Source organism: Haemophilus sp. oral taxon 036, from assembly GCF_002998595.1.
GTDB lineage: Bacteria > Pseudomonadota > Gammaproteobacteria > Enterobacterales > Pasteurellaceae > Haemophilus > Haemophilus haemolyticus_K.
The window spans coordinates 1747190-1760878 of the sequence record NZ_CP027235.1; the positions used below are offsets into that span (position 1 = coordinate 1747190).

The window sequence follows — 13689 nt, forward strand, 5'->3', positions numbered from 1 at the left end:
GCCAAATTGTAAGGCATATTAGTAAAAATGGCTAGGATATTGAATGTTTAATAGGGTTCAAAACGAAATCAATCAATTTATTAATCGTGGTTTTGACCGCACTTTACGTTTGGCGGTAACAGGGTTAAGTCGGAGTGGAAAAACAGCGTTTATTACAAGTTTAATCAATCAACTTCTCTCCATTAATCAAAATTCATCACAGCATTTGCCCTTGTTTGAAGCAGCTAGAAATGGTGCGATCTTGGCGGTGAAACGAGTATCTCAACAAGATCTCAGCGTGCCACGTTTTGATTATGAAAGTAATTTAAATGATTTGTCACAAAATCCGCCTCAGTGGTTTCAATCTACTCGTGGCGTGAGTGAAACACGTCTAGCAATTCGTTTTCAACGTCAATCTGGATTGCTACGCCATTTGAAAGAACGCGGCACGCTTTATTTAGATATTTTTGATTATCCGGGGGAATGGCTGCTAGATTTGCCGCTGTTAAATCTAGATTTTCAACAATGGTCACAAGAGCAAATTAAGGTTACCACTGGCGTTCGTGAAGAATTGGCACAGAATTGGCTTCCCATGTTACAGGATTTGGATTTAAGTGCGGTCGCAAATGAAGATGTTTTAGCTAAGATAGCGAAAAGTTATACGGATTATTTACACCAATGTAAGTCGCAAGGCATGCAATTTATTCAGCCAGGACGATTTGTATTGCCAAGTGATTTAGAGGGGGCGCCCGCATTACAATTTTTCCCATTAATTCATCTTTCGGAAGAACAGTGGCAAACCTTGAAAAAAACAGCCAAATCGAATAGCTATTTTGCTGTGCTGACAAAACGTTATGATTATTATCGCAATAAAATTGTGAAAGGTTTTTACGAAAATTATTTTTCTACCTTTGATCGCCAAGTTATTTTGGCGGATTGTTTAACGCCTTTAAATCACAGCCAGCAAGCCTTTTTAGATATGCAAATGGGTTTAAACCAGTTATTTAATAATTTCCATTATGGCAGCAGAAATTTTCTTCATCGTTTGTTTTCTCCGCGAATTGATCGATTAATGTTTGTTGCGACGAAGGCGGATCATATTACTCGTGATCAAATTCCTAATTTAGTGAGTTTAATGCGCCAAATTGTGCAAGAGGGTGGTCGCCATGTGGAATTTGAAGGAATCGATACGGAATATACCGCTATTGCTGCTGTTCGTACCACAAAGCAAGTGATTGTGAATCAGCAAGGAAAAGAAATTAAAGCAATTCAAGGGATTCGTTCTATTGATAAACAACCTATTACGCTTTATCCAGGCACTGTACCGAGCAAATTACCAAGAGCAGAATTTTGGCAAAAACAACCGCACTTTGATTTCGATAGTTTTGAACCTCAGCCTTTAGAACAAGGCGAAACGATTCCTCATTTGAGAATGGATGCGGTTTTACAATTTTTATTAAGTGATCGATTTGAATAAAAAAGTGCGGAAAATTTTCCGCACTTTTTTCATCTTGCTAGCCCGTATTGCGCATTCCAGCCGCGATACCTGTGATGGTAATCATCAATGCTTGTTCTACATCGGGATTTACTTGCTCTGGATTTTCACGGAAACGGTGAAGCAATTCCACTTGCAGTAGATTGAGCGGATCCGTGTAGATATTGCGCAATGCAATTGAATCTGCAATCCAAGGTAAATCAGACATCAATTCACTTTGGTGAGAAAGTGAAAGCACAGTTTGAATATCATCTTCAAGTTGCTTACGTAAATTTTCGCCTAAATACCAAAGTTCTTTTTTCACCAATCGTTGATCATATTGTTGGGAAAGCCAAGTATCCGATTTACTAAATACCATTTCCAACATACCGATTCGCGTTGAAAAGAACGGCCAGTTTTCGCACATTTCATGAATGACATCGCCTTTGCCTTGTTCAATAATCTGACGGATAGATGCTCCAGCGCCCAACCAAGCGGGTAGCATTAAGCGATTTTGCATCCATGCAAAAATCCAAGGAATGGCGCGTAAACTTTCCACGCCGCCATTTGGATTGCGTTTTGCAGGGCGAGAGCCAAGCGGCAATTTGGAGAGCTCCTGTTCTGGCGTCGCACTGCGGAAATAAGGAACAAAATCTTTATCACCACGAACCACGCCGCGATAAATGTCGCAAGAGATAGTGGAAAGCTCATCCATTATAGTGCGCCATTCTGGTTTCGGTTCTGGTGGCGGTAAAAGATTTGCTTCTAAAATGGCACTGGCGTAGAGATCAAAGGTTTCTACCGCTACAGCCGGTAAACCCAGTTTGAAGCGAATCATTTCGCCTTGTTCTGTCACGCGTAAACCATTTTTTAGTGAACGAGGTGGTTGAGAAAGTAATGCCGCATGTGCTGGCGCACCGCCACGACCAATCGTGCCACCACGTCCGTGGAATAAAGTGAGTTCAATGCCAAGTTTTTCTGTTAAATTCACTAAGGCTTCTTGGGCACGATATTGCGCCCAAGAGGCAGCCATCATGCCCGCATCTTTTGCCGAATCTGAATAGCCAATCATCACCATTTGACGATTATTGATCACGCCACGATACCAACCCACATTGAAAAGTTGAGTCATCACTTTTTCAGCTGCATCTAAATCGTCTAAGGTTTCGAATAATGGCACAACAGGAATATGATATGGCACGCCTGCTTCTTTTAAGAGTAAGTGAACAGCTAAAACATCAGATGCACTGCGTGCCATCGAAATAACATAACACGCAATGACACCTTGTTTTTGTTGAGCAATGACTTTGCAAGTATCTAAAATTTCTTTGGTTTCTGGTGATGGCGTCCAGTTTTGCGGAATTAATGGACGGCGTGAGCTTAATTCACGAATTAAGAAAGCCTGTTTATCGTCTTCTGTCCATTGAGCGTAATCACCCAAACCAATATAGCGCGTGATTTCTGCAATTGCCTCGGTGTGACGAGTGCTTTCTTGGCGAATATCCATTTGAGAAAGCGTTACGCCAAAACAACTAATACGGTGCAAAATATTCAACAATGAACCATTCGCAATAATGCGCATACCGCATTGAATTAAAGATTGATAACAATCGTAAAGCGGCTCCCAAAGTTGATTATCTTCCAAAATAATTTCGCTTTCGGATACGCGCGGTGTGCGATCTGATAGGTGATCATCAAAATAAGCTAATGTTGCTGTAAGCTGATTGCGTAAATTTTTCACCACAAAGCGATAGGGCTCTAAATGCTCGCCATATTTAGCACGAAACTCATCGCTACATTTCACCATTGAAAGTTCATCGGCTAATTTGCTGATGTCTTGTAAGAATAAATCCGCCGCTTTCCAACGGGCAAAATAAAGCACTTTTTTGGTGATTTGTGCGGTAACAAACGGATTTCCATCACGGTCACCACCCATCCAAGAGGAAATGCGTACGGGTTTTAATCCTACTGGCAAATCGTAACCTAAAAATTCACGGGCGGTTTCGTTTAGTTGGCGTAAAAACTCTGGCACAGCTTGCCATAAACTGTTTTCCAACATCGCAAAGCCCCATTTAGCCTCATCAAATGGCGTTGGGCGAACAGTACGAATTTCGTTGGTATGCCATGCTTCAGCGATTAAGCGAAGTAATAGGCGCTCAATAATATTGCGTTCTTTTTCAGTTAAATCATGATGTTCTAGCTTGCTTAAACATTTATTGATTTCAATGTGTTTATGAATGAGTGAACGACGTGTTGTTTCTGTTGGATGTGCGGTCAGAACCAGCTCAATTAATAATTTTTCGACTGTTTTATGCACATCTTCCACTGAGGCATTTTGTTCTTTTAAGTGTTTGAAAAGTTCGCTTAAGGATTGAGAAGAACTTTGTGCAAGAGAATGTTCACGCGAAATTGTTTGATATTGTTCAGCTATGTTAGTGAGGTTTAAAAATTGGCTGAAAGCACGCGCGACGGGAATAATATTGTCATTAGAAATACTACCGAGCGTGTCGAGCAATTCTTGTCTTGCTTTATCATCGCCAGCACGAGAATTACGAGAAAGTTTACGAATATTTTCGATTAATTCGAGAATATCGGCACCTTGGGCATCGTTGATGGTTTCTCCGAGAAAACGCCCTAACATACTAATGTTATTGCGTAAAGTGCGGTACTCTTGTGTCATAGGAACTCCTAAAAGTAAAAATAAAAATTCGTAAGTTGTCGATAGATATAGCTAAAAACAGAAGATAGGGCAAATGCTATTCAAGGAAACCTTGAAGATAATCAAGAAAAGCTAAAAAATAGATAAAAAAGAACCGCACTTTTTATGGATTGTTTAAAAAGTGCGGTTTATTTTTAATAAGTTTTATTAAATTGATTTAACGGATTTTCTAATAATAAGTTCGGGGCCAATGTCAATACGGCTATATTGCTGAACGCCTTGATCTTTTTGACTGATTCGTTCTAATAAAATATTTACCGCCTGTCTGCCTAATCGTAGCTTAGATTGGTGAATAGTGGTTAATGGTGGCGCATAAAAACGCGAAGCATGAATATCATCATAGCCGATAATAGACATATCATCAGGCACGCGTAACCCTTTTTCTGTCAGTGCAGAAATTGCACCAAGTGCCATGACATCGTTACAACAGAATAGAGCTGTTGGTAATTCCTCTTGAGCTAGCAAACGATTCATACATTCATAACCATCTTCAGGCTCAAATGCACCTTCCAGTACCCAAGATGGATTGATTGTCAATTTAGCTTCTTCCATTGCTTTTACAAAGCCTTCATAACGAGTTCTTGCAGTAGTTTTATTGAGTTCACCGCAGATAATACCGATTTTTTTATGACCGCAATCAATGAGGTGTTTGGTTGCTAAATAACCGCCATCAAAACTATGATCATAAATAATATCTGTATTGGCATTTGGGCCCCAATCCATCACAACCATTGGAATACTGGAAAATGACGAAAGCAAATCCAATGAGTCTTGCGTATATTCAGAACACATCACCAGCAAACCATCTACCCGTTTTTTTGTTAGCATTTCTAGATGGTTTTTTACTTTTTCAGAATCATTTTGTGTATTACATAAGAAAAGGGAATAACCTTGACGATAACAATGTTCTTCGACGGAATGAATGATCTCAGCAAAGTAGGGGGCTTCACTAGTGGTGACAATCATGCCGATCGATTTGGTTGTATTCACTTTTAAACTTCTTGCAACAGCGCTTGGTGAATAATTCAGTTGTTTAATTGCAAGTAATACAGATTCTTCTGTTTCTTTTGCAACAAAACGCGTTTTATTTATTACATGTGATACTGTCGTGGTAGATACGCCAGCCATTTTTGCGACATCTTTAATTGTTGCCATACATTGACCCCTAGAAAATTTTTCCTATTATAAAGGTTTATAGAATATTTCGTTACTTTTATTATAATTTTTTTGTAAAAGAGATGATTTTTTCTAATAAATATTGCTAGAATGTACGTAAATTTTTTATTTAGGAGAAAAAGATGAGTGATTTTGGTTACGCCATGATAATGGTTGTTTTTAGTATGACTGTTGTTGTAGGGCTAGCACTATCAATTTTTTAATTGTGTTTATTTTATGAATTACCGCGCTTTGTTAGAAAACAAAGGGCGGTATTTTTTTAGGTTTTTGCTTGAGACGCAAAAGTATGGTAAAAATAACAACGTTTTATTCATTAACTAATAGGAATTATCATGTCAAATTTACAACAAATTATTGAAGCTGCATTTGAGAAACGTGCAGAAATTACCCCAAAAACCGTTGATGCGGAAACGCGCGCGGCAATTGAGGAAGTGATCGAAGGATTAGATTCAGGTAAATACCGTGTTGCAGAAAAAATTGATGGTGAATGGGTAACACATCAATGGTTAAAAAAAGCGGTTTTACTTTCATTCCGTATAAATGACAACCAAATCATTGACGGAGCAGAAACAAAATATTACGACAAAGTAGCATTAAAATTTGCGGATTACACCGAAGAACGTTTTGCTGAAGAAGGTTTCCGTGTTGTGCCTTCTGCAACGGTGCGTAAAGGTGCATACATTTCTAAAAACTGCGTATTAATGCCATCCTATGTAAATATTGGTGCTTACGTTGGCGAAGGCACCATGGTAGATACCTGGGCAACGGTTGGTTCATGTGCACAAATCGGTAAAAACGTTCACTTATCTGGTGGCGTAGGCATCGGTGGCGTATTGGAGCCATTACAAGCTAACCCCACCATTATCGGCGATAACTGCTTTATTGGTGCACGTTCAGAAGTGGTGGAAGGGGTTATCGTAGAAGATGGCTGTGTTATTTCAATGGGCGTATTTATCGGTCAATCAACCAAAATTTATGATCGTGAAACCGGTGAAATTCACTACGGCCGTGTACCAGCGGGTTCTGTGGTGGTATCTGGTAGCCTTCCATCAAAATGTGGAAAATATAGTTTATACTGCGCAGTGATCGTGAAAAAAGTAGATGCAAAAACTTTAGGTAAAGTTGGCATCAATGAATTATTACGTTCTATTGAAGAATAATAGAACGTAAATAAAATAATGACCGCTCTTTTTTCATAAAGGCGGTCATTTTTTTATAAATGAGTGATTATTTCTTTCTCGCTAACATTGTGGCAAATTTCATTTTAATGCGATTGCCATTTTCATCGGTTTTGTGTAATTCGCCCATATTTTCGTTATATTCTAAGAATTCCCAATCCTTGTAATATTCTTTTAATTCGTTTTCAGCGAAGGTGAAGGAGAATGGAAGCGGGCAAGGCACATCATCTGTGGACATAGCCGCAACGATTAAGTTATACCCGCCAACATTGGTATGTTCTTGCATATTTTTAATGATTGACGGCACACGTTCACGATTTAAGAACATAAACACCACCGTTGAAACAATAAAATCATAGTTTTCTTGAATGTTGGCAGAGTTAATGTCGTAAAGTGCGGTAGAAATATTAAGGTTTTCTTTCTCTTTGGTTTCATTTAAAAAGGCAATGCTGTTTTCGTTGTGATCCCAAGAAGTCACATCATAGCCTAATAAACTTAAATAAAGTGAATTACGCCCTTGTCCGCAACCTAAATCTAATACTTTACAAGGCGAGATGATTTTTGCTGCATCCACCACATCGCCGTGAGTGGCAGTCATATTGTATTTTTTACTGAAATAATCTTCTTTTTTGCAATAGAAACCTAGGGTACATTCTAGGTCATCAGAAAGCGCTTCAACACGATGCCATGCTTGAGGTTCAACAAAAGGAATGTCACTTTCTGGGGTAAAAATATGCTCGGCAACAACATCACCATTTTCGGTTAGCTCATAAAATTTAAGCTTACCTTTTAATACGGTTAATTTCCCCCAAGTACCGACTTTTGTGTTGTGCTTTTCTTGGAACATTTGTGGCAATTTGTCTTTTGTCCACACTGGCATTTGTTTATAGCAAATTAATTCGTTTTTCATAATATTCTCCAAACAGATAAATAGTTGAGTGTTATAGTAGGTTATAAGTCACCTATTTTCAACAAGAAAATAAAAGGGCAACGTAATGTTGCCCTCATTTAGATTGAATTGATTATTTTACTTGCATGCCCGCAGTGACACCGCTATCGGCAGATAACAAGAATAAATCACTACCGCCTGTTCCTGCGGATAGAATCATTCCCTCAGACACGCCAAATTTCATTTTACGTGGTGCAAGGTTTGCTACCATAATCACAAAACGACCTTCTAATTCTTCAGGCTTATTGTAAGCCGCTTTAATGCCAGAGAAGACTTGACGAGTATGATCGCCGAGATCTAATTCAAAACGTAAAAGTTTATTAGATTCTGGCACCGCTTCGCATTTCAAAACTTTTGCTACACGCATATCAAGTTTAGCGAAATCATCAATAGTGATAGTTTCAGCAATAGGTTCAACAGCAGAAAGTACGGTTGGTTTTGCTTCAGTTTTTTCTGCGGCTTTGTTGGCTGCTGCAAATAAGGCTTTGGTTTCTTCCACAACAGCATCAATTTGTTTTTTCTCTAAACGAGAGAATAAGGCTTTGAATGGTGCAAGGGTATGACCAAGCAGTGGTTGATGAATATTATCCCAACGTAATTCAGCTTGTAAGAAGGCTTCTGCACGTTCTGCCAGTTTTGGAAGAACAGGTTTTAAGTAAGACATCAACACGCGGAAAAGCTCAATCCCCATTGAACATACGGCTTGTAATTCAGCCTCTTTGCCTTCTTCTTTTGCAATTACCCAAGGGGCTTTTTCATCAATATATTTATTGGCTTTATCGGTTAATGCCATAATTTCACGAATGGCTTTATTGTATTCACGGCTTTCGTAGTAAGCAGCGATTTGCTCGGCTTGGGCGGTAAATTCTGCAAATAATGATTCGTCTTCCAATTTATCCGCAAGTTTGCCTTCAAAGCGTTTCGCAATAAAGCCGGCATTGCGTGAAGCCAAATTTACTAATTTGTTTACAATATCCGTATTGACACGTTGTACGAAATCTTCAAGGTTAAAGTCTAAATCTTCAATGCGATCATTTAATTTTGCCGCATAGTAATAACGCAAACATTCAGGATCGATATGATTCAAATAAGTGCTGGCTTGAATAAAAGTCCCGCGAGATTTTGACATCTTCGCCCCATCCACCGTGACATAGCCATGAGTGAACACATTAGTCGGTTTACGGTAGCCACTGCCTTCAAGCATTGCTGGCCAGAATAGACTGTGGAAATAAACGATGTCTTTACCGATGAAATGATAAAGCTCCGCATCGCTGCCTTCAGCCCAAAATTCATTGAAATCAATGCCTTCACGATTGCATAGATTTTTGAATGAAGCCATATAGCCGATTGGTGCATCTAACCAAACATAGAAGAATTTATCTTTTGCCCCCGGAATTTCAAAACCGAAATAAGGTGCATCGCGTGAAATATCCCATTGTTGTAAACCGCTTTCAAACCATTCTTGCATTTTGTTCGCAATTTCAGATTGAAGTGAGCCAGAACGAGTCCATTCTTTTAACATGCCTTCAAATGCGGGTAAGTCAAAGAAAAAGTGTTCAGATTCTTTTACCACAGGTGTTGCGCCAGAAACAGCTGAGCGAGGATTAATTAAATCCATTGGACTATAAGTAGAAGCACAAACTTCGCAGTTATCGCCATATTGATCTTCTGCTTTACATTTAGGGCAAGTGCCTTTCACAAAACGATCGGGTAAGAACATATTTTTTTCAGGGTCGAATAACTGAGAAATAACTTTACTCTTAATAAAGCCATTGGCTTTGAGTTTATTGTAAATTTCTGCAGTGAGCTGTTTGTTTTCTTCGCTGTGAGTGGAATGATAGTTATCAAAACTAATGTTGAAACCTGCAAAATCACGCACGTGATCGGCTTTTGCTTTAGCAATTAATTCTTCAGGTGTAATGCCAAGTTTATCGGCATTCAGCATAATCGGCGTACCGTGCGCATCGTCTGCACAGACAAAATGGATTTTATTGCCACGCATACGTTGAAAACGCACCCAAATATCCGCTTGGATATGTTCTAACATATGACCTAAATGAATTGCCCCATTGGCATAAGGCAAGGCGCAAGTGACTAAAATTTTACGAGGTTGAGTTGTCATTTATTATTCTCTTTTTTAACATATAAAAATTGTGGACATCTTACCCGATACAGGGCTTTTTTTCTAGTTTGAAAAACTTTAACTTAACATACCGCACTTTCCGTGATTAAATATGCCCGACAAATTTACTCTACTAAACAGGAAGTTATTATGGCAACCTACTTTTCTGATAATTTGACTGCCGAGCAGCAAAATCAAGTTCAGCAGATTATCCAACAATTTCAGCATCCAACCCTGCAAAAGGATCTGATTGCGCTTAATACTTTGAAAAAAGTGGAAAAGGGCGGCGATACTTTACGTATTGAATTGCAATTACCTTTTGCGTGGAATTCTGGTGCAGAACAGTTAAAACAAGCGGTTTCAGATGCGTTGTTGAAAGCAACAGATTGCAAAGCAATTAAATGGGCGGTGTCTTATCAAATCGCCACACTTAAGCGAGCAAATAATCAACCCGCCGTAAAAGGTGTAAAAAATATTATTGCGGTGAGTTCTGGTAAAGGCGGTGTAGGGAAATCATCGATTTCTGTTAATCTAGCTTTAGCATTACAAGCACAAGGTGCACGTGTTGGGATTTTAGATGCGGATATTTATGGCCCTTCTATTCCTCATATGTTGGGTGCAGCGGATCAACGCCCAACTTCACCAGATAATCAACACATCACCCCAATTAAAGCACATGGTTTATCTGCAAATTCCATTGGCTTTTTAATGAATGAAGACAGCGCAACAATTTGGCGTGGCCCAATGGCGAGTAGCGCACTAAGCCAATTATTAAATGAAACTCTATGGGATAGTTTAGATTATCTTGTTATCGATATGCCTCCAGGTACCGGCGATATTCAACTTACCTTATCACAACAAATTCCTGTAACTGGCGCAGTGGTTGTGACAACCCCACAAGATATTGCTTTGCTTGATGCGGTGAAAGGTATTTCAATGTTTGAGCGAGTATCCGTGCCGGTGTTGGGTATTGTGGAAAATATGTCAATGCACATTTGTAGCAAGTGCGGTCATCATGAAGCAATTTTTGGCACAGGCGGTGCAGAGAAAATGGCTGAAAAATATAATGTAAAAGTATTAGCTCAACTTCCTTTACACATTCGTATCCGTGAAGATTTAGATGCGGGCAATCCGACTGTTGTGCGAGTGCCTGAAAATGAAATTTCACAAGCATTCCTACAACTCGCAGAAAAAGTCTCTACAGAACTTTACTGGCAAGGTTCCGTCATCCCAAGTGAGATTTTATTTAGAGAAGTAAAATAAAAAAAATTGACTAGGGCTGCAATTGCAGCCCGTTTTTTTCCTGTGTTGATCTTCTTACTGTTTCTCAATAAAATCTAGCGCAATTTTTTATTTGGTGGATCATTATGATGAAAAATATATCAAAATATGCTTTGATAGACCTCCATCTTCATTTGGATGGTTCGCTTTCTCCTGAATGGATTTTTGAGTGGGCGGAAAAACAAAACATCAACTTACCTGTAAATGACATTGAATCACTTCTTAGATTAATTTCAGCGCCTAAAGATTGTAGTGATTTAAATCAATATTTAAATTGTTTTGCAATTCCTGTTTCTTTATTACAAACACAAGATTCTATTTCTTCTGCGGTTTTTGACTTGGTAAAACGTTTAGATAAACAAGGTGTAGTTTATGCTGAAATTCGTTTTGCACCACAGCTTCATATAAAAAAGGGATTAAATCAATCAGAAGTGGTGGAAGCCGCATTAGTTGGCTTAAAACAAGGACTAAAAGATACCGCACTTTTTAAAGTAAATTTAATTTTATGTTGTTTAAGAGGAATTGGCTCTTTAGAAAATAACTTAGAAACTATTAATATAGCCAAAAAATATCTGACTATAAAAGATGCCGGGGTCGTTGCGGTGGATTTAGCTGGACCAGAGGCAGGTTATCCAACCCAAAATTTTTCCCAAGAATTTCAGCTTGCTAATCAACTTGGTATTCCTTTTACGATTCATGCAGGTGAAGCAGCTGGGGCCGAAAATGTGCAACAGGCAATCAATCTTGGTGCTAGTCGTATTGGACATGGTATTCGAGCAGTAGAATCTGAGCAAGTTATGTCTGATTTAGCTATAAAACATATTGCAGTAGAGATGTGTCCTTGTAGTAATTTACAGACAAAAGCAATTAATAATTTAAAAAATTATCCACTTAGAACTTTTTTACAAAAGGGGATTATGGCAACGCTAAATACAGATAATATGACTGTATCACAAACTGAAATTAAACAGGAATTTGAATTATTAGAGTCTGATTATCAATTAACTGAATTTGAAGCAAAAAAATTGCTGAATAATGCTATTAATGCATCATTTCTTAGTATAGAAGATAAAATTGCATTAAAAACATATATTAAAATGAAAGGAATAGATTAATTTATGTTGTGTGCAATTTATAAAAGTAAAAAGAAACCAGGAAGTTATTTATATTTAGCAAAACGAGATGATTTTTCTTCTTTGCCAGAAGCACTGTTAAAGCAATTTGGTAAACCTGAAATCGTGATGATGTTTAATTTATTAGGCTCAAAAAGATTGCATTCTGTAGATAATCAAGAGATTTTGGAAAAAATTAAACAACAGGGATTTTATTTACAAATACCTAAACAGGATGATGGTTTATTTAATAGTTTGAGTGAGATCAAATAATCTGTTTATTTTTAAATCTAAAAAGCAAAAGTTTGCGTTACCTCAATTTCTTTCTTCAAAAATTCTTTTAAAATCGCCCGCACTTTTTTAAGGAGAACGAAATGAGTAGCTTTTTTGTTGCGGGGACTGATACAAATGTGGGAAAAACCACTGCTTGTCGAGCAATTATACAAGCCTTACAAAATAAGGGAGTTCAAATAGTAGGATATAAACCTATTGCCTGCTGTGGAGAGGATAGGGTTTATCCTACAGTTCAAGTTGAGAAAAATGATTCAGATTATGACAATTTCAGCAATTCTGATGTTTTAACATTGATGGCTTCAACAAATCAGGATGTAAAGTATCAAGATATTAATAGCTATACATTTACTCATCGTTTTCCGATGCTTACAGAAGATAGAATGAGAATTAAGTTAGAGAAGATTAATCAGGATCTTATGCGTTTAACTTCCCAGTATCAGTCTGTTGCGGTAGAAGGATCCTTTGGATTAATGACTCCGATGTCAGAGGAAAAAAGTTTTGCAGATTGGATTGTTTCCCATAAAATGCCTTTAGTGCTTGTGGTGGGAATTAAAGACGGTTGTGTTAATCATGCTTTATTAACAGTTCAAGCAATTCAGCAACTAGGTGTACCTTTATTAGGATGGGTTGCCAATCGTGTTAATCCTTTATTAGGTCATTATGCTGAAATAATTAGTCTTTTAGAGAAGCATATTGAGGCACCTCTATTAGGACAAATACCCTATTTACATAAACCAGAAGAACAGGAATTAGGGCATTATTTAACAAATATTGAACGTTTAATGTATATGAAAACGGAATTAGTTAAATAAAATTCTTAATAAAGAGTACTACTTGTTATTTAAAAAATTCCTGTATCCAATGTAAGTTTACCTTGTTCAATTAAAATCTTTTTTGCAAATTTTTTTATAAGGACATCACGCATATTGTTTTTATCTAATGTATAAACTGGAATATGCTCCAGTAATTTAGCGACATTCTCATTTAAAAAAGGCATGATTGCTTGCATTTGTTGCATATATTGTTGTGGTTCTCCTGACCAATGTAAAATACGCATCGCTTTTAAATAAACGGCACCTTCTTCGGGATTATAATAAGGAATTGTGTCGAAGGTCAGATTTAATTTTCCAGGCAATTTTTTATTGCCAAATTGAAATAAACCCTCTAAAGTACCGCTCATTTCTACGCGTTTATCATTAGCTTGCCCAATTTTTGTACTTAAATTTCTTACTTGATAATCAAGAAAAAATAATCCTGGTAATCCAAATTTATCCGAAATAGCTCCTTTTTCTTGTAGATATTGATTGATTTGAGATTCAGTTATTGAAAAAGGTGAAGCCGATATATTGGGGGATACCGCTAAAATAGACGTTAATGTAAGAAATAATAATTTAAATTTTTTCAT

General features: G+C 37.6%; 11 protein-coding genes. 6 read left to right on the plus strand and 5 right to left on the minus strand.

What is annotated here, in order from left to right; translation table 11 throughout:
* Positions 1–43: 43 nt before the first annotated feature.
* Positions 44–1456 carry a YcjX family protein gene (locus C3V42_RS08375; protein WP_106014261.1) on the plus strand — a complete coding sequence of 471 codons (1413 nt, stop codon included), beginning with the start codon at positions 44–46 and terminating at the stop codon, positions 1454–1456.
* A gap of 37 nt (positions 1457–1493) precedes the next feature.
* Here C3V42_RS08375 and ppc read toward each other — a convergent pair whose 3' ends face one another.
* The gene (ppc, locus tag C3V42_RS08380; RefSeq protein ID WP_106014262.1) at positions 1494–4133 is read right to left on the minus strand and encodes a phosphoenolpyruvate carboxylase; all 2640 of its coding nucleotides are present in this window, start codon (positions 4131–4133) and stop codon (positions 1494–1496) included.
* A 186-nt stretch (positions 4134–4319) separates the two neighbouring features.
* Positions 4320–5327, minus strand: coding sequence for an HTH-type transcriptional repressor PurR (gene purR / locus C3V42_RS08385; RefSeq protein ID WP_065264847.1), 1008 nt, complete (start codon positions 5325–5327; stop codon positions 4320–4322).
* Between the two features lie 353 nt (positions 5328–5680).
* Between purR and dapD the strand changes: the two genes are divergently transcribed.
* Positions 5681–6508: a 2,3,4,5-tetrahydropyridine-2,6-dicarboxylate N-succinyltransferase gene (dapD, locus tag C3V42_RS08390; protein WP_065264846.1), complete on the plus strand. Its 828-nt coding sequence runs from the start codon at positions 5681–5683 to the stop codon at positions 6506–6508.
* A 67-nt stretch (positions 6509–6575) separates the two neighbouring features.
* Here dapD and tehB read toward each other — a convergent pair whose 3' ends face one another.
* Positions 6576–7436, minus strand: a complete 861-nt coding sequence (gene tehB, locus C3V42_RS08395) for an SAM-dependent methyltransferase TehB (protein ID WP_106014263.1) — start codon at positions 7434–7436, stop codon at positions 6576–6578.
* Between the two features lie 112 nt (positions 7437–7548).
* Positions 7549–9597, minus strand: a complete 2049-nt coding sequence (gene metG / locus C3V42_RS08400) for a methionine--tRNA ligase (RefSeq protein ID WP_106014264.1) — start codon at positions 9595–9597, stop codon at positions 7549–7551.
* A 150-nt stretch (positions 9598–9747) separates the two neighbouring features.
* On the opposite strand from metG, the gene apbC reads away from it, so the two are divergent.
* The 4 genes from apbC to bioD all read left to right on the plus strand — a co-directional run bounded on the left by apbC (position 9748) and on the right by bioD (position 13096).
* Positions 9748–10860, plus strand: coding sequence for an iron-sulfur cluster carrier protein ApbC (apbC, locus tag C3V42_RS08405; RefSeq protein ID WP_106014265.1), 1113 nt, complete (start codon positions 9748–9750; stop codon positions 10858–10860).
* Positions 10861–10964: 104 nt separating this feature from the next.
* A complete protein-coding gene (gene add / locus C3V42_RS08410) occupies positions 10965–11993 on the plus strand; it encodes an adenosine deaminase (RefSeq protein WP_106014266.1) in 1029 nt (342 codons plus the stop codon).
* Between the two features lie 3 nt (positions 11994–11996).
* The gene (locus tag C3V42_RS08415; RefSeq protein WP_106014267.1) at positions 11997–12263 is read left to right on the plus strand and encodes a YcgL domain-containing protein; all 267 of its coding nucleotides are present in this window, start codon (positions 11997–11999) and stop codon (positions 12261–12263) included.
* A 101-nt stretch (positions 12264–12364) separates the two neighbouring features.
* A complete protein-coding gene (bioD, locus tag C3V42_RS08420; RefSeq protein WP_106014268.1) occupies positions 12365–13096 on the plus strand; it encodes a dethiobiotin synthase in 732 nt (243 codons plus the stop codon).
* A gap of 29 nt (positions 13097–13125) precedes the next feature.
* On the opposite strand, the gene C3V42_RS08425 is transcribed toward bioD, so the two are convergent.
* Positions 13126–13689, minus strand: a complete 564-nt coding sequence (locus tag C3V42_RS08425) for a DUF1439 domain-containing protein (protein ID WP_106014269.1) — start codon at positions 13687–13689, stop codon at positions 13126–13128.

What these genes read in the sequence shown, in the direction of transcription:
- add (WP_106014266.1), top strand. Translation starts at nt 10,965, where the DNA reads ATGATGAAAAATATATCAAAATATGCTTTGATAGACCTCCATCTTCAT.
- C3V42_RS08415 (WP_106014267.1), top strand. Translation starts at nt 11,997, where the DNA reads ATGTTGTGTGCAATTTATAAAAGTAAAAAGAAACCAGGAAGTTATTTA.
- purR (WP_065264847.1), bottom strand. Translation starts at nt 5,327, where the DNA reads ATGGCAACAATTAAAGATGTCGCAAAAATGGCTGGCGTATCTACCACG.
- bioD (WP_106014268.1), top strand. Translation starts at nt 12,365, where the DNA reads ATGAGTAGCTTTTTTGTTGCGGGGACTGATACAAATGTGGGAAAAACC.
- ppc (WP_106014262.1), bottom strand. Translation starts at nt 4,133, where the DNA reads ATGACACAAGAGTACCGCACTTTACGCAATAACATTAGTATGTTAGGG.
- C3V42_RS08425 (WP_106014269.1), bottom strand. Translation starts at nt 13,689, where the DNA reads ATGAAAAAATTTAAATTATTATTTCTTACATTAACGTCTATTTTAGCG.
- apbC (WP_106014265.1), top strand. Translation starts at nt 9,748, where the DNA reads ATGGCAACCTACTTTTCTGATAATTTGACTGCCGAGCAGCAAAATCAA.
- C3V42_RS08375 (WP_106014261.1), top strand. Translation starts at nt 44, where the DNA reads ATGTTTAATAGGGTTCAAAACGAAATCAATCAATTTATTAATCGTGGT.
- metG (WP_106014264.1), bottom strand. Translation starts at nt 9,597, where the DNA reads ATGACAACTCAACCTCGTAAAATTTTAGTCACTTGCGCCTTGCCTTAT.
- dapD (WP_065264846.1), top strand. Translation starts at nt 5,681, where the DNA reads ATGTCAAATTTACAACAAATTATTGAAGCTGCATTTGAGAAACGTGCA.
- tehB (WP_106014263.1), bottom strand. Translation starts at nt 7,436, where the DNA reads ATGAAAAACGAATTAATTTGCTATAAACAAATGCCAGTGTGGACAAAA.